The organism is Mesorhizobium sp. M4B.F.Ca.ET.089.01.1.1, from assembly GCF_004022605.1.
GTDB lineage: Bacteria > Pseudomonadota > Alphaproteobacteria > Rhizobiales > Rhizobiaceae > Mesorhizobium > Mesorhizobium abyssinicae.
In genome coordinates this window covers 1-905 of sequence record NZ_RZOS01000980.1, presented here as the reverse complement: position 1 = coordinate 905, position 905 = coordinate 1, and the positions used below count along the sequence as shown (strand labels likewise).

The window sequence follows — 905 nt, the reverse complement described above, 5'->3', positions numbered from 1 at the left end:
CAGTAAATGCCTCCATGAGGCGGGGCAACAATTGGCATCGTAGGCGTCAGCAAAATATCGAATTCATCGATCGCTTCGCCGACCCGATATCGGAATCTCCGGATGTCCTCGAGTAAGTCTCCCATGGAGGCGGGTGGAAAGCATCGGCCGTACTCATAAAGCTTGAGATTGACAGGTTCCAAGGTGTTCTCGTCGACCTTTCGACCTATGCCGCGCGCTGCTTCTTCAAGTGACCTTGCATTGAGAGCGCAGGCGCCGAGCGATATCCTCGTCCTCTCCCCGGGGTCATACGGTGGGTCGATCTCGGTGACCAGATGGCCCATATCCTCCAGAAGCGAGGCAATTGTATCCACTGCCTGAAGGATTTGTGGTTCAACGTCGGTCCCGCCCCATTTGGTCTGCGCGGCTCCGACCCGGAGACTACCAGTAGGTCGAGATAGCTCTTCCACACACGGGCGGCCAGGCTGGACAATGATAAATGGATCTCCAGGATGAGGGCCCGAAAGGACGTCTAATGCGGCGGCCATGTCGCGCACCGTTCGACAGAGAACAAATTCGCGAGTGCGACCAAACGATGCGTCTTGGTTGTTCGGCCCACCTGAAACACGTCCGCGGGAGGGATTGAGCCCGACAAGACCACACCAGGATGCAGGAATGCGAATTGACCCGCCCCCATCGCTGGCATGTGCAATAGGTGTAATGCCCGACGCGACCGCCGCGGCGGCGCCCGATGACGAGCCCCCTGCAGATCGTTCCAAATTCCATGGATTGGCGGTAACGCCATTGAGAATGGATTCACTCATACCTGAGGTACCCAACTCCGGGCATGTTGTTCTCCCGATTGTACGGAGCCCTGCGTGTCGCGCGCGGCGAAAATAGTGACTGTCGGTTCGGGGCCGATATCC

The 905-nt window shown here is 57.9% G+C and carries 1 protein-coding gene; it reads right to left on the bottom strand.

What is annotated here, in order from left to right:
* The coding region (locus EN780_RS35470) for an amidase (protein ID WP_281035412.1) at window positions 1-842 on the bottom strand (842 nt) is incomplete at its 3' end.
* Window positions 843-905: the final 63 nt, after the last annotated feature.